Genomic DNA, 21973 nt, shown 5'->3' on the forward strand with positions numbered 1-21973 from the left:
CTGCTTTTTATGACACTGGGCGTGTTTCTGTTGCTATTTTTACACTTTCTTGACCAGCGGCCTTAGCTACAACCGTGTTGTCGCTGACTTTAGGCTGATTCAAAATATCGCGATGAATAGCATTGTCATCAGAAGTGCTTAAGGTTGAATCAAAATCATCCACCATAATCACTTCACGACGTAAGCGGCGGGCCCGCTCTACCGCAGCAAATTCAGCGGCTGAGATCAGCCCTGTGCTCTGCGCTTCTACAAGGCGCTCAGAAGCTGTAATGCTCTTTAAGCTGCCTTTACGCTGTGCATTACGCAATTTGCCTTCCAGTGCTTCAGTATCAATCACTGCTTTTAATGCATGCTCCAGCACGCCTACAGGATCGTTCTCATCTTTAGAGCGATACATATATTGAGTCAGACGATCACGCGCTACCGATGGCTCCATCAGAAGACGGGCAATCTTAGTGCCATCACTGTCTGTCGCTGCTTTTAAGCTCAGGCCAAGCGGGAACACCAGGGCACGCATCAGGAACGCCAGCGCACGGCTTGGGTGATTCGCCATAAAGCCATCCATCGCCACCTGGCAATCGTAAAGCGCCGAATCAACTGCCCATGCCACAAGTGGCAAATCTTCTTTAGGAGCGCCGTCGTCGTTAAACTTTTTCAGTGCAGCTGTCGCAATATAAAGACCTGACAACATATCACCCAAACGCGCCGATAGTTTTTCACGGAACTTCAGGCTGCCGCCCAATGAAGCCATTCCCATATCTGCCAGGAAAGCAAAGGCAGAAGAGAAACGAACCACATTGCGATAACGCTGAGCCATTGCGCCGGATTTTGGCGAACCAACCAATTTAGCGCCGGTCAGACCCATTACAAAAGCACGCACCGCATTGGATACGGCAAAGCCAATATGGCCAATCACCGCTGTATCAAACGCAGGCAAATCTTTATTCATTGCAGCGCGTAATTCAGTCAGAACAAACGGATGGCAACGAATTGCGCCCTGACCAAAGATAATCATGCTGCGGGTTAAGATGTTTGCACCTTCAACCGTAATGGCCACCGGAATCGCGCCATATGCACCTGCCAGATAGTTACGCGGGCCGGTACATACTGCTTTACCACCGTGTACATCCATCGCATCGTTAATCACCTTACGCATACGCTCGGTGTTGTGATACTTCAGAATGCCCGACAAGACCGATGGCTTTTCGCCCATATCCAGCCCTGATAAAGCCAAGCGCTGTGCAGCATCCATTTGGTAAGTCATCCCACCGATACGGCCCAGTGCTTCATCCACACCTTCAAAGCGGCCAATCGATAAACCAAACTGATTACGAATGCGAGAGTAAGCACCGGTGGTGTAAGACGACACCATGCCTGATGCGACCGACATCGCTGGCAGAGAAATACAACGACCTACCGACAAACATTCAACCAGCATGCGCCAGCCTTGGCCCACGTATTCCTTACCGCCAATCACCCAATCCAGCGGAATAAACACGTCCTTACCCCAGTTCGGGCCGTTCTGGAACACAGCCGTACCAGGATAATGGCGGCGACCAATATGTACGCCTTCGTGAGCAGTAGGAATCAGCGCACAAGTGATACCAATATCTTCTTTGTCACTGAGTAAATGCTCAGGATCGTAAAGCTTGAACGCCATACCGAGAACGGTAGCGATAGGGCCTAGCGTGATATAACGCTTTTCCCAAGTCAGGCGCACACCCAAAACATTTTCGTGATGCACACCGGTCCGTGGATCGGTGTAACTACCACGGCAAACGTTACCAAAGTCAGGAATACCACCTGCGTCAGAACCGGCATCTGGGCTGGTTAGCGCAAAGCAAGGAATATCGATCCCTTTAGCCAAGCGTGGCAGGTAGTAATTCTTTTGCTCTTCCGTACCATAGTGCTGCAACAGCTCGCCGGGTCCGAGTGAGTTAGGCACCATGACCGAAACAGCCGCCGAACCAGAGCGCGTAGCAATCTTGGTTACAACGCGAGCGTGCGCGGTATTGCTGAATTCTTTACCGCCATATTTCTTCTTGATGATCATGCCCAAGAAGCCTTGGTCCTTAATAAACTGCCAAGCCTCGGCAGGCAAATCTTTGTGCTGGGTAGAGATTTTCCAATCATCTAACATCGCGCAAAGCTGCTCGGTTGGGCCATCAAGGAAGGCTTGCTCTTCCGGCGTGAGCGTGGCTTGCGGGATGGCATGTAGGCGATCAAAATCAGGCTTACCCGAGAACAAATCGCGATCCCACCATACCGTTCCCGCATCCACCGCTTCTTGCTCGGTTTGCGACATGGCAGGAGTGATCTTGCGGAACACGCCAAAAATTGGGCCGGTTAAAATTGCGCGGCGTATCGGCTTGATATTAATCAGCGCCAGCACCACAGCAACCCCAATCAAAATACCGACAGGCATCGCGGAGGTTTTAACCCCAACTGCCGTTGCTGCTAAAAGCAGCAAGGAGCTAAGCCAAAGGGGAGCACGCCAATAGGCGAGCAGCAAAAACACGCCAAAAATAGGTAATATATGCAGCAATACGTTAGTCATGACCGTCTCCAATTATTGGGAAGCTGGCGCATTCAAGCCAGCACTGATAAAAGGCATTAACATTCGAACCACCAATGCAGGATCGCGGGCATTGACGAGTGAGCTTTCGGTAAATAAACGTAAAACATTATTACCAGCGAATGCATTAAACATAGCACTGGATAAAAAATGGAAACGCCATTGCACTTCTAATTCAGACAAATGTGGTAAAGCTCGCCCTAATGCCGCTAAATATCGCCGAGTTAATTCACCATAGCGTTGCGGCATCGTCGCTTTTAATTCCGGATGTGGCTCAACAAAGGTACGAGCCACTAAGCGAACAAACAATAAACCACCATATTCTGGATTTCTTCCCATTTCTAAAGACGCCATTACAAAGGCTTCTGCAACTTGATCTGCAGTTGGCTTTGCAACGCTTTTTTCTAATTCCTCAAGTTTGCCCAAAAGCAATCGGGCAAATGGTTCAGCGCGGCGTTCAAATACAGCACGAAATAGGCCATCTTTAGAATGGTAGTAGTAATTAACCGCCGCAATATTGACTCGGGCCGATTGCGTAATCATGCGCATGGACGTGGCATCAAAGCCGTGTTCTACAAAAAGAGGCTCAGCTGCATCCAAAATGCGGTTTGCTGTGTCTTGCGCCTTAACCGATTCGACCACGGTACGACTCCTGCTGGGTGTAGTTGATTTAGAACAATTTCAAACGACCGTTTGAAATTATAAGAAGTTAACGTCCGTGTCAAGCCAAGACGTAAAAATAGCGGAAAACCCCTAGGCCTTCCGCTCATCAATGCAACAGATTGCTTGCTTTAGTGCCAATGAAAAAGTTTTCTAGCTAGGCATGCCGACAAAGGCAATATATGTAATACGACGATAAGGCAGAACGACGCTGGGCCGTTTTTGCATCAACACTTAGCTATCTAAAATATCGCCATCGACGTAATACCAACAATTGTTTTCAAAAACAAAGCGGCTTCTTTCATGCAACCTCCACGCTTTACCGGCAACTTTATAACGCGCAATAAACTCAACCTCAGCGTGTGGCGTAGCCGTTTGCGTATCTTTAATTTTTAGCCCTAGCCATCGCACCGGCTCTTCATCGGCAAGCGTTGCTGGACGAGTGGATGCGTGCCACGTCTTTAATATGTAATCGTGCAACTCAAAAACAAACGCGCTATAGCGTGAGCGCATTAATTGCTCGGCCGTCCCTGCGGCGGCGCCTTGATGCAAAGGGCCACAACACTTGCCATAGGCCTGACCACTCTCACAGGGGCAATTTATTTCTTTCACCGTTACAACTCCCATTTAAAACGCTTACAAACGCAACTGGCGCATCATACTAGTTTTCAAATGTCGCCGTAATAATACACAGCCCCGCAACTTACTCTGTGGCGTAAAATAGAGCCCTTTTCTGCAAAGGGCTAGCATATGTATCTCACATCCCAACCTCAGGCGGCCTTGTTTGATATGGACGGACTGATGCTAGACACAGAAAGCATTGGCATTGAATGCTGGGCTGCTGCTGCCGACTCACTGGGTGTGGATATGCCGCGCGCCTTAATTATTGGCATGATCGGCATGTACTCCGGCAAAACAGATGTCTATCTGAAAGAGCACTTAGGCAGCCACGCCCCCATCGCAGAATTACGTGCGGCTTGCAACACCCTGTATACGGAGCGCACTCAAAACCCCATCGCGCATCGCCCTGGCCTTATCGACATACTCGATTGGCTAGAAGCCCACCATATTCCCAAGGCCGTTTGCACCTCTACCCGCCGCAGCGTTGCCGAGCACCACTTGCGTGCCGCTGGGATTTGGTCACGCTTTGCGTTTGCGATTTGCGGCGATGAAGTCACGCACCCCAAGCCCGCCCCCGAAATCTATCAAAAAGCGGCTGCAACTTTTAATCTGCCACCCGAATCTTGCGTCGTGCTAGAGGATTCTGATTTTGGCGTGCAAGCGGCACATCAAGCAGGCTGCAAAATCATTATGATCCCCGACCTGCGCCCACCATCGCGCCACTCTTTAGCGCTAAACATCCCGATTCTAGGATCCTTACTAGAAGCCAGAGATTTACTCACGCAAGCGGTTTAGGTCTTCAGGGTAAAGCGGCGAGCTTCGCCCCATGTGCACCAAGCAATTTGGTTCTTAGTGGCACACAAAGAAAAAAGAGGATGACGACGCTCTCGACACGGGGCTTAAATTTCCCCTTGAAACACGCCGGAGTGAGGAACAAGCGGGGCGGGGTTTCGGCCAGGGAGCGAGGCAGCGAGCTAATCCCGCCCGCCGCCGACTCGATTGTTCGCAGCGTAGGGGCCTTCGTGTTTCGTGGGGTCGCCTTCTTTGCTTACTTTCTTGGCGAAGCAAGAAAGTAAGGCCCACGCGGGGGACTCCCGCACCAAAACCAACGTGCCGCAGGCACTAAAAAGATCTTTTTGTATTTTGCTTAGCGCACCTGGAGTAGAACCCGCCAATTGCGCGGTGTTTCATGCCAAAGTCCGGCGGGGTTCACCCGCCTCACACAAAGATCATCCATAGCACCGGCTTAGCGCCTATCGCTTTAGCCCCCCCTCCTTCCAGCCATCCCCAAGTAAGCCCCTCGTTTTTTGTATTCCCTATATCCCCAGCTATACTTCATTTTCAAGACAGACACTTACTAAAGGCATTTCATCATGCTTTCACAGGGATATTTATGGCACTGGGTGAATCTGATCTGTGCCACGCTAGCCATTGCATGTGCAGGCTTATTCAATCTACCTTGGCTCGCGGCGCTTTATTTACCGCTTGGTATTTTATTGATGCGTTTAGCTTACGCACAAGCCACTAAAACAATTGAAACACCACCCAGCCTGCACGACTCGCCATCATCGTATTCCACACTCCCCCCCCTCCTTACAGCGGTACTACCCATTTGGCGGGGCAATATCGAACTTGCACGTAAACAATCCGAAGTAGCGGGCAATCAACTCGGCATCACCTTGCGTGATATGGCTGTGGACCTGCAAGCCACCATTAGAGATTCACGCGGAGAATCGGGGTCAGATAACAACAAACAACCGCTACTTAGCCATCTGATTGATAGCGTAAAGGAACGCACCACCAGCCTTGCCGACATCTTGGCTCAAACAGGCATACACCGCAGAGAGCTAATCGATCAAGTCACCAGCCTAGCCAGCTTCTCCAACGAGCTAGATTCAATGGCCAAGGGCGTGGCAGAGATTGCCAATCAAACCAATTTACTGGCGCTTAATGCCGCCATTGAAGCCGCCCGCGCAGGTGAGGCAGGCAGAGGCTTTGCCGTTGTAGCCGATGAAGTGCGCAAACTTTCTACACTCTCGGCAGATACAGGCAAGCAAATGTCGGTAAAAGTAGCCGCCATCGACCACGCATTGCGAGACGCGGGCAAAAAAGCCGCCTCCGTAAGCGCCACCGAAACAGAAAAAACAGCCGCCGCATTAGCCTTACTGAATGCCTCGCTCAATGATTTCACCAGCACCACACAACAAATGGCGAAGATCAATGCCAATTTGCAAGCTCATGGCAATAAAGTTGAACAAGAGCTGTTCCAAACCTTAGTTGAATTACAGTTTCAAGATAGGGTTTGTCAGATCATGTCACACGTTGAGCAAGATCTCAGCCGCATGGAAGAGCACTTAAGCGACCTATTGCAAACGCCAAGCGATGACTCAGCCCCCACAGTATCCTCTCAAGATTGGCTCAATCGGCTAAGTAGTAGCTATTCCACCAAAGAACAAGCAGCCCTTCACGGCGGCACAATCAAGCACAGCAGCGCTGCTGCGGGCGATACTGAGTTTTTTTAAGCCCGCCCATAATTTACAAATGAGATAAGCCGCCTAGCACAGCTTGCGCCAGCCTGCCCCTCGTATTCTGACCCCACATTAATATTAATTGACACCAGCAGGAAGCGTGCTATATCTAACTAAAGCAATTACTTACTAACAAACAAACACCACCCAGCCCTTATTACTACAGAACGCAGTAGACAAAGATTTTTCTAACCCAAATTAATCACGGCAACCTACATCATGGCAAAAAAAACGATTCTGATTCTCGATGACTCGGCCAGTATGCGAGCAACCGTTTCAATCGCCCTTGGTGGCGCAGGCTACGACGTTGTCGAGGCAAAAGATGGGGCAGAAGGTTTAACAAAACTAGGTGGGCAGCGATTTAATCTCATCATTTCCGATCTAAACATGCCGGGCATGGATGGCATCACTTTTCTCAAAAAGCTAAAAGAGCAAGCGGCTCTGCGTTATATCCCCGTCATCATGCTCACCACCGAATCTTCTGACGACAAAAAGCAGCAAGGCAAAGAAGCAGGCGCAAAAGCTTGGATTATCAAACCTTTTGATCCTGCCAAATTACTCGATGCGGTATCTAAACTAGTTCAACCCTAAGCGAGAAAATCATGCCGCTGCTGCTGGAGCAAAAAGATGACCATACAGAGGCTCGCCTGCAAGGAGAGCTCACTATTTTTAACATTGAAGAATATCAGGATGAGTTACTCAACTTACTCAACCACAAAGAAATCACGCTTGATCTATCCGAATTGCATGAGCTAGATGGCTGTGGCGCACAAATGCTGGCCATTTTACAAATTGAAGCACAGCGAGCAGGCAAAAGAATCTCCCTCATTGCCAACAATCCGGTCATTGAGCACACCATGCAGTGCCTAGGTATTAGCACCGTGCATCCAAACAAGGGGCACTAAAATGGATCTCAGCAAAGCAAGGTTGATTTTCTTTGAAGAAGCTTACGAGCTTTGTGATGCCTTCGAAACAGCCCTTCTCGACCCAGACACCTATCCCCCCTGCACAGAAACCTACAACTTAATCTTTCGTACCGCTCACACAATCAAAGGATCGGCGGGCATCTTTGGCCTTGAAGCCTTGGTTAAATTTGCCCATGTGGTCGAAAATGTACTGGAGCGGCTGCGCAGCGATCAACTCACCCTCACCGACGAGCTGGTCAATCTTTTATTAGCCAGCAACGATCACCTCAGACGGCTACTCCTTACCAGCGCAGCCAGCGAGCTACAAAGCTTGGTTGATTTACCCGAAGGCATCCCCTTACTAGCAAACCTAGAGCAATATCAAACCACCCAATTAATCGTAGCAGCAGCCCCAGATACCGCCGCAGCTGTAGATACAATTGACGACTACTCCCCCCTCGCCGCCACATCGCTCTGGCACTTATCGCTACGCTTTCATCCAAACACCTTTCGAGATGGCTTTGATCCACTGTCTTTTTTGCGCTATTTGCAAGACATATGCAGCATCAAAAATATCGACATGGTGTGGCGCGACTGGCCCCTTATTAGAACATTCGATCCGACCGAATGTTTTATGGGCTTTGAAATCAGCATGGAATCGGACGCCAGCTACGACAAAATCAGTGGCACCTTTGATTTTGTGATTGATGACAGCCTAATCGGCATTCTGCCGCCTCATTCCTCATTAGCTACTTTTCGCACCCTCGCCCAGCAGCTTTGCGAGCAACGTAATGAAGAGATAGCCGAGCAACTAGAGCGCTGGTGTAGGCACCATATCCTAACGCGAGATGAGGCGATTCAAGTCGAAAACGGGCAATTCACCGCCATAGAATCAAGCCCTAGCCCCAACGATATCGCCAGTTTCGCCGACACGGCAGCCGCCAACGCCAACGCCAGCAAGCCTAAAATAGTTCGCGCCGAAAACCAATCGATCCGCATTGAAACCGCCAAGCTCGACCGGCTGATTAATCGCGTGGGCGAATTAGTGATCGCCTCATCAGGCACCAAGCTGATCGCCCAGCACCGAGGCGACGCCGAGCTGATTGAATCTGTGGCGATTATCAACGCCTTAGTAGAAAGCATACGCGACGACGCGCTCACCTTACGCATGGTGCCAGTCGATGAAATCTTTAGCCGCTTTCCGCGCATGGTGCGAGAGGTTTCCAAGCAGCTCAACAAAAACATTCATCTTGAGATTAAAGGCGCAGAAACCGAAGTGGATAAATCCATGGTCGAAAAGCTGACCGATCCGCTGATGCACATTATTCGCAATGCCGTAGATCATGGTTTGGAATCCGCAGAGCAGCGCCTTGCCGCCAACAAGCCCGAAGTGGGCACGGTTACGCTCAACGCCTATCACGATGCAGGCTCGGTCGTGGTAGAGATCAAAGACGATGGCGCGGGGATCAACCGTGAAAAAGTGCTGGCTAAAGCCATTGAACGCGGGCTAATCAATGAAGATCGGCAGTTGAGCGATCAAGAAACCCTGCAACTTATTTTTCTGCCAGGGTTTTCCACCGCCGATACCGTCAGCGATATTTCTGGGCGCGGCGTGGGCATGGATGTGGTGAAACGCAATATTGAATCTTTGCGAGGCGAAATTGAGATTTACTCCCGCCCCGGCGAAGGCTCCACCTTTCGGCTGCGGCTGCCGCTCACCCTCGCGATTATTGATGGCTTTCATGTTGAGGTGGGCGATTCTGCCCTCGTTATGCCGCTGGATATGATGATCGAATGCGTCGACATGCCACCAGAAACCATGAACCACAATACCCGCCAAGTGAATTTGCGCGGCGATTGGCTGCCGTTTATTTCGCTACGCGAGCTATTTGACTTGCCCATCAAAACGCAGCCGGAATTCATCGTTATTGTTCATTACGGCGAAAACCGTGCGGGCATCGTGGTAGACCGCCTGATCGGCGAATTACAAGCCGTGATTAAGCCTTTAGGGGATATTTTTAAATCGCTACGTGGCATCAGTGGCTCCACCATCTTGGGCAATGGCAAGCCCGCGCTGGTGCTCGATATTCCGCAACTTATACAACACGCTTGGCGACGCGAACGAAGGCTGATTCGTCAACACACCGAAGCCATCGCCAAAGAAAAACAGCACCCTAACGCCTAATTAATCACATTTGGAAATCATCATGAACTGGTTTCATAGTTGGCAAGTACGCAGCAAACTTATTCTTTCCTTTTTGATTGTGTTGCTGATGTTGTTTCTAGTGGCCTTGCTCGGCTACTCATCAACCAGCAAAACCAATGATCTAGTGGGCAATATGCATGCCAATCAGCTCACGCCCATTAAAGACCTCGCCAATGCCAATATGCAGGCCATCTACCATAACCGCGATCTACTTCGCTACATTGCGGAAACCGAACGTCCCACGATGGACGCTACCGAAAAAAAGATGGATCGAGCAGTTTCCTTCTTTTATTTTTACCGAAGCGGGCATTGATATACCACTCAGTAAACGGGCGCTAATTCAATCAAACCTATCCACTCGTCCACGTTAATTGGGGCTCAACAGCATTAAGCAAGGAAAACCACTAACCTCAAACACTACTAGTCAGCATCTGCAAAGAGGAAATCAAAATGAACTGGTTCCACAATATTCGCATCCACGTCAAGCTGGCTATCGGCTATGGCCTTATTTTACTATTCATGGCGGGCATTCTCTGGACAGGCATCAGCAGCCTGACACTGATTAGCGAGCAAACACAAGAGATTGTGGGTGATCGATACCCTAAAGTTGATGTGTCTAATCAAATCATTATCAATACACTCAATAATGGCCGCTCAATTAGAAATATGGTTTTGGTCGAGCCTGATCAGCAAGAAAAACACAAAGCTGATATTGAAAAACGCCGAGCCGAAAACAAAGCTTTGCTTGATCAGTTAGACAAAACCATCAACACCACAAAAGGGAGGGATGGATACAATAAAACAATGACTTTTAGAAATACATTGAACGATAAGTACACTACCTTTTATGGCTTGGCGACGCAAAAAGATCGCAAACCTGCCATTGATTTTTTACTCAAAGAATTGGCTCCTAGCAATACCGCCTACACAGAAGCATTAAATGAATTTGGTGCTATCCAACAAGAAAGGATGCTGGCACTGGGTGAGGAATCAAAAGCCAACGCCGCAAGTACACGTAGTTTGATGCTGCTGTCAGGTGGAATAGCGCTAGCTATTACCATCTTGCTCGCCACCTTAATTACCCGCAGCATTTTGCGGCAACTTGGCGGCGACCCATCCTACGCAATGGAAGTGGTCGCTCGTGTCGCAGATGGCAATTTAGCCGCCCCTATCCGACTGCGAGAAAACGACGACTCCAGCCTTTTGGCCTCGATCAAAGGCATGGCGCATCGCTTATCAGATACGCTCACCGAAGTGGGCTCCATGGCCAGCGCCATCAGCGGCGCATCTGAGCAAGTTTCAGCCACAGCCAATTCATTATCACAGACCTCTTCAGAGCTGGCGGCCAGCGTAGAGCAAACCAGCGCTTCTGTTGAAGAAATGGCATCCACCATCAGCCAGAATGCAGACAATGCGCGGGTCACCGAGGGCATTGCATCTAAATCGGCAGGCAGCGCCACCGAAGGCGGCAAAGCCGTAGGCGATATGGTGCACGCCATGAAAGAAATCGCCTCACGCATCACAGTAATCAATGACATCGCCAATAAAACCGACCTGCTGGCGATTAACGCCGCCATTGAAGCGGCCCGTGCGGGCGAGCATGGCAAAGGCTTTGCAACGGTAGCCGTAGAAGTACGCAAGCTGGCCGAACGCTCGCAGGTGGCAGCCAAAGAAATTGGCGATCTGGCTGGCCGATCCGTCGGCGTGGCCGAGCGGGCGGGCATTTTATTACATGAAATGCTGCCCGGCATTGATCAGACCGCCACGCTGGTGCAGGAGATTTCTGCCGCATCCCGCGAGCAGCGTACGGGTATCGAGCAAATCAACGGCGCTGTTTCCCAGATCAATGGCGGGATGCAATCCTCAGCCGCATCGGCAGAAGAGCTGAGCTCTACCTCAGAAGAGCTCAGCTCAACCGCCATGCAGCTGCAGGCGCTGATGCAGCAATTTAATTTGCGCGGCAGCAGAAATAGCCGTAAACCAACGCTGCACCGCACCACGGCGACCTCACGCAAAGCCCCGCTTCAGGCCCCCGCTCCATTTTACGATGAAGACTTTGAAGATGAAGTCGATGACGATAAATTCAGTAAATTTTAAGGAGCAAGACCATGAAAGAGCGTCTTGATCCATCCGCAGCCAAACTGGATAACAAGTTTCATTGCGTTACTTTTATCCTTGGGGAAGACCTTTTTGGCATACAAATCAACTCTATTCGTGAAATTATCGAATTTGAAGGCATTACCCAGGTACCCATGATGCCCAATTTTGTACGCGGCATTATTAATCTGCGTGGCTCGGTGGTGCCGGTGATTGATTTATCAATCCGCTTTGGCAGGGCGCAAACACAGCTAAAACCTACAACCTGCGTGGCTATTTTATCCCTGCCCGGCATCGAAAGCGGCTACAGCGATGTGGGCATCCTGCTTGATGCAGTGTGTGAGGTACTGGAAATCCCAATGGAAGACATCGACCCATCCCCAAACTTTGGCACCAGCATCAGCGGCGACTTTATTCAGGGCATTGCCACCATCAAAGAGCGCTTTGCCATATTGCTGAATGTACAGCGCGCCTTATCCGTAGCCGAGCTGAGTGCCATGGCCGAATCGGTTGCCCTGCTTCATTTTGCTGATGATGCGGAGATCGGCTAATGCAAAGTGGGGAATCATCCAACCCTTTGCTGGAAACAGGCCCGCTGCTTAGCCATAGCGAGTTCGAGCAGTTCAGGCGTTTTATTTATACCGAAGCAGGTATCGATATGCCCCCCAGCAAAAGGGCGCTGATTCAATCCAGATTATCCAAACGCTTAAGGGAATTAGGGCTGGATAATTTCAGCAGCTATTGGCGGCTGTTGCAGCAAGCCGACGGCATTGATGAGCGGCAAAAAGCCATTAATCTACTGTCTACTAATGAAACCTATTTTTACCGTGAACCAGAGCATTTTTCCTGGCTGCAATTTCATGTATCAGCCCTGGCAAAAACAAAAAGAGAGCCTATTAAAATCTGGTCTGCAGCCTGCTCTACCGGAGAAGAAGCCTACACCATTGCCATTATTCTGGCCGAAACACTGGGCATAAATGGTAATTGGGTGCTTTATGCATCAGACATCAATACCCGCGTTACCGCGCTGGCAAAAAGGGCGATTTATCCCTTAGAACGGGTCAAAAAAACACCTCCCCATTTATGGCAAAAATACTTTCTGCGCGGCCAGGATCAATATGCAGGAAAAATACGGATTGTTCCCGAGCTGATCAAACGCGTGCATTTCTTTAATTTAAATTTATTACAAAGTCAGAGTTTTAATCAGCACGATTTCGATATTATTTTTTTAAGAAATGTTCTTATTTATTTTAATGAAGATACCAAGCAAACAGTGCTGAGTGGCTTATGCAATAAAATTGCCGATGGCGGGCATTTATTAATTAGCCATGCCGAATCGATACGCAATAAAGAATTACCACTGATAATGGAAGTGCCTTCGCGCTATCGATTAAATCTGGACCACGCTAAAAACGGGCAATGACATGGCCATTAATGTGCTGATTGTCGATGATTCCGCCGTAGTCCGGGAGATCCTGACTCAGGTACTGAGCTCTGCCCGCGATATCAATGTAACGGCAGCCGTACCCGACCCCATATTTGCCATGCAGCGAATGAAAATAAAGTGGCCGGATGTGATTGTGCTCGATATTGAAATGCCCCGCATGGACGGGCTGACCTTTTTACGCCAAATCATGGCAGAGCGCCCTACCCCTATTGTGATCTGCTCATCGCTTACCGACAAAGGAGCTAATATCACCCTAGACGCCATGTCGGCGGGGGCGGTTTCTATCGTGACCAAACCCACCCTTAATTTAAAAGCCTTCTTGGAAGGATCGGGCAATGATCTGATCCAGGAAGTACGGGCAGCGGCCATGGCCCGGATGGGCGCAGTCAGATCAAAAGCGGCCAATGGGGCCACTACCCCCTTTACCCCCGGCCCTAAGCTGACCGCCGATGCCATACTGGAAGCCCCTTCCGGCAAGGCGATGTTCCGCACTACCGATAAGCTGATCGCCATTGGCACATCAACCGGCGGCACACAGGCACTCGAATTTATCCTCCCTAAGCTTCCAACGCATTGCCCGGCCGTTGTGGTGGTGCAGCATATGCCTGAAAAATTCACCACTTCTTTTGCCGAACGCTTAAACCGCTTATCCAAAGTAGAAGTACTTGAGGCCAAAACAGGCGACCGGCTGCTGCCCGGCGTGGTTTTAATCGCCCCTGGCGGCAGGCATTTGCTGGTAAAACGCAGCGGCGCGCAGTATATCGCCGAGGTAAAAGACGGCCCGCTGGTCTCACGCCACCGCCCCTCTGTTGATGTGTTGTTCCGCTCTGTGGCCGTCAGTGCCGGCAGCAATGCCCTGGGCGTGATCATGACCGGCATGGGTGATGACGGGGCCAGAGGAATGCGTGAAATGTACGATGCAGGCGCACGCACCCTGGCCCAGGATGAAGAAAGCTGCGTTGTGTTTGGCATGCCCAAAGAAGCGATTGCCCATGGCGGTGTCAGTGAAGTTATTTCGCTTACACACATCACCCAGACACTCGCGTCATTACGAGGATAGAAGTCATCATGTCTCATTTAGAAAAATGGCGCGGGCGTATCGCACTGGTTGTGGATGATTCGCCCAGCCATCGTTTTGTTGCTGTTGAATATCTTAAGGAGATTGGCTTTGCCGGTGTTCATGAGGCCGCAGATGGCAACGAGGCACTCCATATATTACAAACACTGGAGCAGGTCGATTTAATCCTGACCGATCTCAGCATGCCCGGCATGGATGGCATTGAGTTACTGGGCTGCCTTGCCAAAACACCCAAGCAGTATTTTATTTCTGTGATGAGCAGCGTGCCGCGCGATGTGCTCGATACCGTTCAGGGTATTGCAGATGCATCCAGCTTAGAGCTGCTCGCCGTTATACCCAAGCCGCTTACCCTGGAAGCCATTTGCGCCCTGCTGCAAAACTCTGACCCGGATTTACATATTGTGGGCTCGCCCTGGCCTCAGCTTGAATTCAGCGTTGAAGATGTAGCTTGCGCCATGGAGGCCAACGAGCTGCGGCTTTATTTTCAACCCAAAGTCACTATTGTCAATAAAAAACTGGTGGGTTTTGAGGCTCTGGCACGCTGGCTGCATCCGGCGCACGGCGTTTTACCACCCATTGCATTTATTCATCATATCGAGCAAGGCGAATTAGCACTGCGTTTCTTTTATGCCTTATTAAGCTCTGCCTGCGATATGTTAAAAGCCATGCAAACAATATCAGCAGAGATTCATTGCTCGGTTAACCTGCCCGTGCCCCTGCTCGATAGTGCCGGGCTGGTCGATAAAATGCAGGCCATTGTGGAATCAAAAGGAATTGATAGTAAATATATTGTGGTAGAAGTCACCGAAACCACATTAATGTCTAATCTGGCCACATTTCTGGGCGCTTTAGCCAGGATGAGGCTCAAAGGATTTGGCGTGGCTATGGATGATTACGGCACCGGCTATTCTTCAATGAAGCAATTATCCCGCTGCCCGTTTACCGAAATAAAAATTGATAAAGAATTTGTGCACGATGCATTTAACAGCACAAAGAAACTTGCCATTTTAACGTCGGCCATTTCCATGAGCCAGCGGCTGAATCTTAAAACCGTGGCCGAAGGTGTGGAAACAGCAGATGACTGGGATCAACTTTCCGCCTTGGGCTGCGATATTGCTCAGGGCTATTTTATCAGCAGGCCCATACCGGAAGAAAACGTATTAGAGTGGATTGCAAACTGGCAGGCTGAATCGTAATTTATCTGCACCAATTAGCCGCTCATATCAGATAAAAAATTTCACACCAGAGAAAGAATTTAATTAACCGATCTGACAAATTTTCAAACCACCCAAATGCAAAAAGCCAGCTCGAAAGCCAAAACTGGCGCAGCTGACTCACGAAGCCTGATGTTAAGCGCTGGCGGGTTGGCACTGCTCATCACTATGATGCTGGGTGCATTAATTTCCCGCAGTATTTTGCACCCACTTGGCGGTGATCCTGCCTATGCCATGGAAGTGATGGCGCGAGTGGCCGAAGGCAATTTAGCCACCACAATCCGCCAGAAAGACAACGACCGCAGCAGCCTTTTAGCCTCAAATCAAAGGCATGGCCCATCGCTTGTCAGATACGCTCACCGAAGTGGGCTCCATGGCCAGCGCCATCAGCGGCGCATCAGAGCAGGTTTCAGCCAGAATGCAGACAATGCGCGGGTCACCGAGGGCATTGCGCCTAAGTCAGCAGGCGGCGCCACTGAAGGTGGCAAGGCGGTGGACGATATGGTGCATGCCATGAAGGAAATCGCCTCGCGTATTACGGTAATCAATGACATCGCCAATAAAACCGACCTGCTGGCGATTAACGCCGCCATTGAAGCAGCCCGTGCGGGAGAGCACGGAAAAGGCTTTGCAACCGTTGCCGTAGAGGCGCGCAAACTGGCAGAACGCTCGCAGGTTGCCGCAAGGGAAATTGGCGATCTGGCAGGAAAATCTGTAGCCGTAGCCGAGCGGGCCGACTTCTTACTCATGGAAATGTTGCCCGGCATCGGTAAAACAGCCGCTCTGGTACAAGAAATTTCGGCCGCCTCCAGTGAACAACGTAGCGGCATTGAGCAGATCAATAGTGCAGTCATGCAAATCAATGGCGGAATGCAATCTTCAGCCGCATCGGCTGAAGCGCTGAGCGCCATCGCAGAAGAGCTCAGCTCAACCGCCATGCAGCTGCAGACGCCGATGCAGCAATTTAATTTACGCGGGCACAGAAACACCCAGAGGCGCTCCTCTCCCCAAACGGTGCAGGATGATACGTTTGAAGACGATGACGATGAGACAGACGATTACACTTTCTGGCGGCATTAAAACAAGAACCGCATTTAAACAATGATATTTCTGGCCTCCCCGGCCAGAAAAGCATCAATATTATGAATCAGCTGATCTGCTAATTGCTGCATGGTAAATTGCCCTGCCCATGCAATATGCGGGGTGATAATCAGATTAGGCTGGCTGATATCCAATAGCGCATTGCCATTTTTTGGGGGCTCTGTGATTAAAACATCCAGCCCTGCCCCGCCTAACTGGCCCATTTGCAATGCATGCAATAAAGCCGCTTCATCGACCAGGCCACCTCTTGCCGTATTAATCAGCACTGCATCTTTTTTCATCAGCGCCAATTCTGCTGCACCAATTAAATGGCGGGTTTGCTCATTCAAGGGACAATGCAAGCTCAGCACATCGGCACGGGAAAGCGCTTCGTTAAAATCAACATAGCCCTGGCGCACTGTTTCAGCGTGCTTTCTTTCTGCAAAAAGCACGTTCATGCCTAAGGCACGGGCCAGAGCCGCCATCGCCTGCCCCAGCGCGCCTGAGCCGATTAAAGTCAGCGTGCTGCCTGCCAAATCATGGATAGGCGCGGCAAAATGGCAAAAACTTTTGGCCTGTTGCCACAGGCCCGCTTCAACATCCGCCCGGTACGCCAGCAGCTGGCGGCGTAATACCAGCATCAGCATCAGGGCATGCTCCGGCACACCGGCAAGCGCGTAATCACGAATATTACACACGCGGATTCCACGCGCTTTGCAAGCGGCCAGATCAATCTGGTTATAGCCGGTGGCCGCGACAGCAATCAGTTTAAGATTTGGGCAGGCCGCAATGGTTGCTGCTGTAAGCGCTACTTTATTGCTGATCGCAATATCGGCATTAATCAGACGCCCTGCTGCTTCATCCGCGCTTGTATTGGCATATTCCTGCCATTGATGCGGCGCTTTTAAGGGGAGTAAAGTAAGCGGCAAAGAGTCTCTGTCTAAAAACACAATCCGTGGCAGCATATATCACGCTCTCAATTAATTAAAAAGGCAGCAAAATGAATCAAGTCGATCTCTTTCTGGCTCCCGGTTTTGAAGAAATAGAATTAGTAACGGTCGTGGATATTTTACGCCGCGCCGATATAAGCACCCGCCTGATCTCGATTCACAGCGAGCTGGCTGTCACGGGCGCACATCAAATCACTATTCAGGCGGATCTGTCCATGGATAAGGCAGATCACAATGCCCAGATGCTGGTTCTGCCCGGTGGCGGGCCTGGCACGCAAGCGATGCTGGCCTGTACTGAGCTGCATACCCGCCTGCAACAGCACCTTACCCAGGGCAAGCCCCTGGCCGCAATTTGCGCAGCCCCCATGGTGCTGGCCAAAGCGGATTTACTCAAGGGGATCAATGCCACTTGCTACCCTGGCTGCGAAGCGGTGTTAACGGATGCAGGTGCAAATATTGTGATCAGGGATGTGGTACAAGATGGCCTGATCACCACCTCACGCGGCCCAGGCACGGCTGCCGCATTTGCTTTCGAGCTGGTGCGCCAACTTAAAGGAGAGGCTATTTCACAACAGCTGAGTAAAGAAATGCTGTTTGCCTGAGCAATACGCATACAGCAGACACAAAAAAGCCCGCATTTTTTATGCGGGCTTTTACGCTGAATTAAACCAGCTCATACACCGTTTTACCGCGCAATTTAAATAATTGCGCTGCGTGGTAAAGATTTTCTGAATGCCCCACCACCAATAAACCTGAAGATTTCATTTGCGGCGCAAAGCGTTCAAGGATTTTAAGCTGAGTGGGTTTATCAAAATAAATCATTACATTACGGCAGAAAACCACATCAAACGGGCCGCGAATTGTCCATGTGGCCTCCACCAGATTCAGCCGCTTAAATGTAATTAAATCGCGCAGCTCCTGCTTGGCCTGATAGCGGCCATCGGGCAGCTTATCAAAAAAGCGCTTCACCCTTTGCGGGCCCATGCGCTCGACTTCTTCACCCGCATAAATGCCGATGCGGCCGGTTTCCAGCACATTGGTATCTAAATCTGTGGCCGTAATTTTAACCGGCGGCCGCATGCTATCGAAAGCTTCACACGCTGTCATGGCAATGCTGTAAGGCTCTTCACCTGTACTGGAAGCAGATGACCATACCTGCAGTGCACCCGAGCTGCGATGCGCCAGCAAATGCTCAGCCAAAATAGGGAAATGATGCGCCTCACGAAAAAACGAGGTGAGATTGGTGGTCAGTGAATTGGTAAACAATTCAAATTCTTTGCTATTGCCCCGCTCTAAGAGCTGCAAATAATCATTAAATGATTGCAGCCCTAAGGCGCGCAGACGTTTAGCTAAACGCCCGTAAACCATATCTTGTTTAGCAGGAGAAAGAGCAATGCCTGCGTAGTTATAAATTAATTTACGCACCTTTTCGAAGTCTTGCTCCGTAAACTGAAATTCACGAGAAGGCGTTGGCAACATGGGGATCCTTTAATCAAATTCTTATCAACAAACGTGACAAATAAAAAACAGCAGCTTAATAGTGTTATAGCCCCAAATCTGACCAAATAGCATCTACACGCGCTTTTACTTCATCATTCATGGCAATGGTTCTGCCCCATTCACGGCTGGTTTCACCCGGCCATTTATTGGTGGCATCCAAGCCCATTTTACCGCCCAGCCCGCTGATGGGCGAGGCAAAGTCAAGATAATCAATGGGCGTGCTTTCTACCAGGGTGGTATCCCTTACCGGATCCATACGCGTGGTAATGGCCCAGATGACTTCTTTCCAATCCCGAATATCAATATCGTCATCTACCACCACAATAAATTTGGTGTACATAAACTGACGCAAAAATGACCACACACCAAACATCACCCGTTTTGCATGACCCGGATAGGATTTTTTAATAGAAACAATCGCCATCCGGTAGCTGCAGCCCTCGGGCGGCAAATAAAAATCGACGATTTCGCTAAATTGCTTTTGCAAAATAGGCACAAACACTTCATTTAAAGCCACGCCCAGCACCGCAGGCTCATCTGGTGGCTTGCCGGTATAGGTACTGTGGTATATCGGGTTTTTACGCGTAGTAATGCGCTCCAGCGTAAATACCGGGAACCAGTCTTTCTCGTTGTAATAGCCGGTGTGATCCCCATACGGGCCTTCAAGCGCATACAGATACCCCCCCACTTCTTTAAGCGGAATACCTGCTTCGCTCACGCCGCTAAAGCCCGCTTCAGCAGGCTGAATATGCCCTTCAAGGATAATCTCGGCCCGGGCAGGCACTTGCAAATCAGAGCCTAGGCACTTGACCAGTTCTGTTTTGGAACCGCGTAATAAGCCCGCAAACTGGTATTCAGACAAAGTATCAGGAACAGGGGTGACTGCACCCAAAATAGTGGCAGGATCACAACCCAAAACCACAGCAATCGGAAATGGCTGGCCGGGCTTTTGCAGCGCGTGCTCTCTGAAATCCAGAGCACCGCCGCGATGCGCCAGCCAACGCATAATTACCTGATTGCGGCTGATCACCTGCTGGCGGTAAATCCCCAGATTCTGGCGCTTTTTATTTGGGCCACGCGTCACGACCAAGCCCCAAGTAATCAGTGGCGCGGCATCTTCTGGCCAGCAGTGTTGAATCGGAATGCGCGCCAGATCAACCGCCTCGCCTTCCCAAATCACTTCTTGGCAGGGGCCGTTTTTGACTTCTTTGGGCGACATATTCAAGACTTGCTTAAGCAGAGGCAGCTTATCCCATGCATCGCGCAAGCCTTTGGGCGGCTCTGGCTCTTTTAAATAAGCCAGTGTCTTGCCGATTTCGCGCAGCGCGCTAATTTCAGCCGCGCCCATGCCATTGGCCACCCTTGTTGGCGTGCCAAAGAGATTAGCCAGTACGGGCATGCTATGGCCAGGTACATTCTCGAATAAAATCGCCGGGCCTTCTGAACGCAAAGTGCGATCACAAATTTCGGTCATTTCGAGATAGGGCGAAACAGGGATTTTCACCCGTTTTAACTCGCCACGTTTTTCCAGCTGCTCAATAAAATCACGCAAATCTTGGTATTGCATAAACAGAACTCAGGCAAAAACAACCATTACTCGGACAAAGTCATGCTGGCGCGGTAAATGCCACCGGCGGCAATCGTCAATGCATTATCCAGCACGTCTCCACGCTCCACACAAACAAAGCCCGGATAATTACCCTGGCCCACATCGGCCAGTTTTGCTGCGTCTTCCCAAGGGTTCCAGACAATAGCGGAGCGGGTATCACTCACGATATGGGTTTGCCCTGAGCCGTGGCTGATCACTTGTTTTGCAGGTACGTTTAAGTAGACACGATCAGTAAGCGACTGCACCTGCAGATCGCCTTCCTGCACTTTACGCGGATGGCCTTCCAGCAGCGTATTGACAAAGGTACACCCTTCCAGCCCGCTGATTGCAATTTCACTTACATCAGGCACGGCCAGGTAGCTGTGAAAGGCTTGCGAAAAGGGGGCAGGCTGATCGCTTAAGTTTTCTACACTCAGCGCAAGCGTTAACTCACGGCCCACCGTTAATGCCAAGCGAAACACAAACGCATGGGGCCATATGGCCTGTGTTGCCGCTGTATCGTGTAATTCGAGCACAACTTTGATATCACCATTACCCAGGATCTCGGCTTCAGTAACATCCCAATTGGATGTGCGCGCAAAACCATGGGCTGGCTGGCCATCAGGATGGCGGCCAAACCAGGGCATACAGAGGGGAATCCCCCCGCGAATTGCTTTACCTGCGGCAAAAACAGCTTTGGGCGACAGCCAGAGCAGCTCCCGCCCATCCGCTGGAATAAATGACAGTAAATGAGCGCCCTGCAAAGCAAGCGCGGCACGGCCTGCTGCCCCCTGAATTTGCAAAACAGGCAAGCCCGGCTCTTCCCCGCCATAAAGATCTGCGGATGAGCACAGGCTGATTTCCGGGATAGTTGCCAGCAAGGTGGCAAGATTTGCTTGCATAGAGAACTCCTTCAACACGTCATCTTTAAATTACTGGCTTCAGGCCGGGCGACGGGGCACCCAGACCAGTGCATCACCATCAATTACTTTTTCATCTTTTACCCAGCACTCTGTCAGCAAGCGGGCACGCTGTTTATCCGGCAGCACTTCACTGACGGTTACCCGGGCAGTAACGGTGTCACCAATTTTAACCGGCTTCAGGAACTTCAGATTTTGCCCCATATAAATCGCCCCAGGTCCCGGCAGCCGGGTACCAATCACGGTAGAAATCAGGCTGGCACTGAGCATGCCATGCACAATCCGCCCGCCAAAGCGCGTAGCCGATGCGTACTCTTCATCAATATGCATGGGATTATTGTCGCCAGAAATACCGGCAAATAAAACAATATCAGCCTCAGTTAAGGTTTTGCGATATTCAGCAATCTGATCCGCCTGCAAGTCTTCAATGTAATATGCCATTTAATACACCTCATTAACGCGTTAAGTGATTTAATTTTCAGACTCCTGATTTATTGCTTCAATAAATCAGGACACAAACAGACTCACCAACAATATGCACTTGCAGTGCAAACACGGATGAGCCACAGGTCACGATAAGTTTGCTAATTCATGAAAAATTAAT

21 protein-coding genes are annotated in these 21973 nt (G+C 50.2%); 13 read left to right on the forward strand and 8 right to left on the reverse strand.

Going from position 1 to position 21973, the window contains the following annotated elements; genetic code table 11:
- Positions 1-7: 7 nt before the first annotated feature.
- From CSQ88_RS00955 to CSQ88_RS00965, 3 genes are all read right to left on the reverse strand, one after another.
- Complete coding sequence (locus CSQ88_RS00955; RefSeq protein ID WP_099396257.1) at positions 8-2557, reverse strand: acyl-CoA dehydrogenase; 2550 nt, start codon at positions 2555-2557, stop codon at positions 8-10.
- Between the two features lie 12 nt (positions 2558-2569).
- Entirely contained in the window at positions 2570-3217 is a 648-nt protein-coding gene (locus CSQ88_RS00960; RefSeq protein WP_099396258.1) for a TetR/AcrR family transcriptional regulator, read from the reverse strand.
- A gap of 252 nt (positions 3218-3469) precedes the next feature.
- Positions 3470-3862, reverse strand: a complete 393-nt coding sequence (locus CSQ88_RS00965; protein WP_099396259.1) for a YchJ family protein — start codon at positions 3860-3862, stop codon at positions 3470-3472.
- A 123-nt stretch (positions 3863-3985) separates the two neighbouring features.
- Here CSQ88_RS00965 and CSQ88_RS00970 point away from each other — a divergent pair, with 123 nt between their 5' ends.
- The 12 genes from CSQ88_RS00970 to CSQ88_RS01030 all read left to right on the forward strand — a co-directional run bounded on the left by CSQ88_RS00970 (position 3986) and on the right by CSQ88_RS01030 (position 16411).
- On the forward strand, positions 3986-4651 hold the full coding sequence (locus tag CSQ88_RS00970; RefSeq protein ID WP_099396260.1) for an HAD family phosphatase: 666 nt from the start codon (positions 3986-3988) through the stop codon (positions 4649-4651).
- A gap of 578 nt (positions 4652-5229) precedes the next feature.
- Positions 5230-6378 (forward strand): methyl-accepting chemotaxis protein, encoded by a 1149-nt coding sequence (locus tag CSQ88_RS00980; protein WP_099396262.1) that lies wholly within the window; start codon positions 5230-5232, stop codon positions 6376-6378.
- Between the two features lie 225 nt (positions 6379-6603).
- Positions 6604-6975, forward strand: coding sequence for a response regulator (locus CSQ88_RS00985; RefSeq protein WP_099396263.1), 372 nt, complete (start codon positions 6604-6606; stop codon positions 6973-6975).
- 11 nt (positions 6976-6986) lie between these two features.
- The gene (locus tag CSQ88_RS00990; RefSeq protein WP_099396264.1) at positions 6987-7289 is read left to right on the forward strand and encodes an STAS domain-containing protein; all 303 of its coding nucleotides are present in this window, start codon (positions 6987-6989) and stop codon (positions 7287-7289) included.
- Between the two features lies 1 nt (position 7290).
- On the forward strand, positions 7291-9474 hold the full coding sequence (locus CSQ88_RS00995) for a chemotaxis protein CheA (protein WP_099396265.1): 2184 nt from the start codon (positions 7291-7293) through the stop codon (positions 9472-9474).
- Between the two features lie 22 nt (positions 9475-9496).
- On the forward strand, positions 9497-9808 hold the full coding sequence (locus CSQ88_RS01000; protein WP_099396266.1) for an MCP four helix bundle domain-containing protein: 312 nt from the start codon (positions 9497-9499) through the stop codon (positions 9806-9808).
- 137 nt (positions 9809-9945) lie between these two features.
- Positions 9946-11592, forward strand: a complete 1647-nt coding sequence (locus CSQ88_RS01005) for a methyl-accepting chemotaxis protein (RefSeq protein WP_099396267.1) — start codon at positions 9946-9948, stop codon at positions 11590-11592.
- Positions 11593-11603: 11 nt separating this feature from the next.
- Positions 11604-12143 (forward strand): chemotaxis protein CheW, encoded by a 540-nt coding sequence (locus CSQ88_RS01010; protein ID WP_099396268.1) that lies wholly within the window; start codon positions 11604-11606, stop codon positions 12141-12143.
- Complete coding sequence (locus CSQ88_RS01015) at positions 12143-13015, forward strand: protein-glutamate O-methyltransferase CheR (RefSeq protein ID WP_099396269.1); 873 nt, start codon at positions 12143-12145, stop codon at positions 13013-13015. The genes CSQ88_RS01010 and CSQ88_RS01015 overlap by 1 nt, the downstream gene beginning before the upstream one ends.
- A 1-nt stretch (position 13016) precedes the next feature.
- Positions 13017-14099 (forward strand): chemotaxis response regulator protein-glutamate methylesterase, encoded by a 1083-nt coding sequence (locus CSQ88_RS01020; protein WP_099396270.1) that lies wholly within the window; start codon positions 13017-13019, stop codon positions 14097-14099.
- Positions 14100-14107: 8 nt separating this feature from the next.
- Complete coding sequence (locus CSQ88_RS01025) at positions 14108-15313, forward strand: EAL domain-containing protein (protein WP_099396271.1); 1206 nt, start codon at positions 14108-14110, stop codon at positions 15311-15313.
- A gap of 96 nt (positions 15314-15409) precedes the next feature.
- Entirely contained in the window at positions 15410-16411 is a 1002-nt protein-coding gene (locus CSQ88_RS01030) for a methyl-accepting chemotaxis protein (RefSeq protein ID WP_143449373.1), read from the forward strand.
- A 14-nt stretch (positions 16412-16425) separates the two neighbouring features.
- Here the strand turns inward: CSQ88_RS01030 and CSQ88_RS01035 are convergent, their stop codons facing one another.
- Positions 16426-17376: a D-2-hydroxyacid dehydrogenase gene (locus CSQ88_RS01035; RefSeq protein WP_099396272.1), complete on the reverse strand. Its 951-nt coding sequence runs from the start codon at positions 17374-17376 to the stop codon at positions 16426-16428.
- Between the two features lie 35 nt (positions 17377-17411).
- Between CSQ88_RS01035 and CSQ88_RS01040 the strand changes: the two genes are divergently transcribed.
- Entirely contained in the window at positions 17412-17963 is a 552-nt protein-coding gene (locus CSQ88_RS01040) for a DJ-1 family glyoxalase III (RefSeq protein ID WP_099396273.1), read from the forward strand.
- 61 nt (positions 17964-18024) lie between these two features.
- On the opposite strand, the gene CSQ88_RS01045 is transcribed toward CSQ88_RS01040, so the two are convergent.
- The 4 genes from CSQ88_RS01045 to CSQ88_RS01060 form a co-directional block, all read right to left on the reverse strand.
- Entirely contained in the window at positions 18025-18840 is an 816-nt protein-coding gene (locus CSQ88_RS01045; RefSeq protein ID WP_099396274.1) for a CheR family methyltransferase, read from the reverse strand.
- A 64-nt stretch (positions 18841-18904) separates the two neighbouring features.
- Complete coding sequence (ubiD, locus tag CSQ88_RS01050; RefSeq protein WP_099396275.1) at positions 18905-20428, reverse strand: 4-hydroxy-3-polyprenylbenzoate decarboxylase; 1524 nt, start codon at positions 20426-20428, stop codon at positions 18905-18907.
- A 26-nt stretch (positions 20429-20454) separates the two neighbouring features.
- Positions 20455-21351 carry a D-hexose-6-phosphate mutarotase gene (locus CSQ88_RS01055; protein ID WP_099396276.1) on the reverse strand — a complete coding sequence of 299 codons (897 nt, stop codon included), beginning with the start codon at positions 21349-21351 and terminating at the stop codon, positions 20455-20457.
- A 39-nt stretch (positions 21352-21390) separates the two neighbouring features.
- Positions 21391-21810 (reverse strand): MaoC family dehydratase, encoded by a 420-nt coding sequence (locus tag CSQ88_RS01060; protein ID WP_099396277.1) that lies wholly within the window; start codon positions 21808-21810, stop codon positions 21391-21393.
- Between the last annotated feature and the right edge of the window lie 163 nt (positions 21811-21973).

Origin of the sequence: Iodobacter sp. BJB302, from assembly GCF_002735645.1 — a bacterium.
GTDB lineage: Bacteria > Pseudomonadota > Gammaproteobacteria > Burkholderiales > Chitinibacteraceae > Iodobacter.

What these genes read in the sequence shown, in the direction of transcription:
- ubiD (WP_099396275.1), bottom strand. Translation starts at nt 20,428, where the DNA reads ATGCAATACCAAGATTTGCGTGATTTTATTGAGCAGCTGGAAAAACGT.
- CSQ88_RS01045 (WP_099396274.1), bottom strand. Translation starts at nt 18,840, where the DNA reads ATGTTGCCAACGCCTTCTCGTGAATTTCAGTTTACGGAGCAAGACTTC.
- CSQ88_RS00955 (WP_099396257.1), bottom strand. Translation starts at nt 2,557, where the DNA reads ATGACTAACGTATTGCTGCATATATTACCTATTTTTGGCGTGTTTTTG.
- CSQ88_RS00990 (WP_099396264.1), top strand. Translation starts at nt 6,987, where the DNA reads ATGCCGCTGCTGCTGGAGCAAAAAGATGACCATACAGAGGCTCGCCTG.
- CSQ88_RS00995 (WP_099396265.1), top strand. Translation starts at nt 7,291, where the DNA reads ATGGATCTCAGCAAAGCAAGGTTGATTTTCTTTGAAGAAGCTTACGAG.
- CSQ88_RS01035 (WP_099396272.1), bottom strand. Translation starts at nt 17,376, where the DNA reads ATGCTGCCACGGATTGTGTTTTTAGACAGAGACTCTTTGCCGCTTACT.
- CSQ88_RS01010 (WP_099396268.1), top strand. Translation starts at nt 11,604, where the DNA reads ATGAAAGAGCGTCTTGATCCATCCGCAGCCAAACTGGATAACAAGTTT.
- CSQ88_RS01055 (WP_099396276.1), bottom strand. Translation starts at nt 21,351, where the DNA reads ATGCAAGCAAATCTTGCCACCTTGCTGGCAACTATCCCGGAAATCAGC.
- CSQ88_RS01040 (WP_099396273.1), top strand. Translation starts at nt 17,412, where the DNA reads ATGAATCAAGTCGATCTCTTTCTGGCTCCCGGTTTTGAAGAAATAGAA.
- CSQ88_RS00970 (WP_099396260.1), top strand. Translation starts at nt 3,986, where the DNA reads ATGTATCTCACATCCCAACCTCAGGCGGCCTTGTTTGATATGGACGGA.
- CSQ88_RS01060 (WP_099396277.1), bottom strand. Translation starts at nt 21,810, where the DNA reads ATGGCATATTACATTGAAGACTTGCAGGCGGATCAGATTGCTGAATAT.
- CSQ88_RS01000 (WP_099396266.1), top strand. Translation starts at nt 9,497, where the DNA reads ATGAACTGGTTTCATAGTTGGCAAGTACGCAGCAAACTTATTCTTTCC.
- CSQ88_RS01005 (WP_099396267.1), top strand. Translation starts at nt 9,946, where the DNA reads ATGAACTGGTTCCACAATATTCGCATCCACGTCAAGCTGGCTATCGGC.
- CSQ88_RS01015 (WP_099396269.1), top strand. Translation starts at nt 12,143, where the DNA reads ATGCAAAGTGGGGAATCATCCAACCCTTTGCTGGAAACAGGCCCGCTG.
- CSQ88_RS00985 (WP_099396263.1), top strand. Translation starts at nt 6,604, where the DNA reads ATGGCAAAAAAAACGATTCTGATTCTCGATGACTCGGCCAGTATGCGA.
- CSQ88_RS01020 (WP_099396270.1), top strand. Translation starts at nt 13,017, where the DNA reads ATGGCCATTAATGTGCTGATTGTCGATGATTCCGCCGTAGTCCGGGAG.
- CSQ88_RS01030 (WP_143449373.1), top strand. Translation starts at nt 15,410, where the DNA reads ATGCAAAAAGCCAGCTCGAAAGCCAAAACTGGCGCAGCTGACTCACGA.
- CSQ88_RS00965 (WP_099396259.1), bottom strand. Translation starts at nt 3,862, where the DNA reads ATGGGAGTTGTAACGGTGAAAGAAATAAATTGCCCCTGTGAGAGTGGT.
- CSQ88_RS00980 (WP_099396262.1), top strand. Translation starts at nt 5,230, where the DNA reads ATGCTTTCACAGGGATATTTATGGCACTGGGTGAATCTGATCTGTGCC.
- CSQ88_RS01025 (WP_099396271.1), top strand. Translation starts at nt 14,108, where the DNA reads ATGTCTCATTTAGAAAAATGGCGCGGGCGTATCGCACTGGTTGTGGAT.